The 245-nt window shown below is 54.7% G+C and carries 1 rRNA gene; it reads right to left on the bottom strand.

Annotated features, from left to right (window positions below):
- A 23S ribosomal RNA gene (locus R2R70_RS22360) occupies nucleotides 1–245 on the bottom strand; the annotation flags it as partial.

Below are 245 nucleotides of genomic sequence, written 5' to 3'. Positions count from 1 at the left end.
GGAACTTACCCGACAAGGAATTTCGCTACCTTAGGACCGTTATAGTTACGGCCGCCGTTTACTGGGGCTTCAATTCGCACCTTCGCTTACGCTAAGCGCTCCTCTTAACCTTCCAGCACCGGGCAGGCGTCAGCCCCTATACTTCGCCTTACGGCTTCGCAGAGACCTGTGTTTTTGCTAAACAGTCGCCTGGGCCTATTCACTGCGGCTTCTCGGGGCTTTAACACCCTAAGAAGCACCCCTTC

Origin of the sequence: Cobetia sp. SIMBA_158 (assembly GCF_046566945.1) — a bacterium.
Classification (GTDB): Bacteria; Pseudomonadota; Gammaproteobacteria; order Pseudomonadales; family Halomonadaceae; genus Cobetia; species Cobetia amphilecti.
The sequence above is the reverse complement of the archived record's forward strand: the minus strand, read 5'-3'. Positions and strand labels throughout refer to the sequence as shown.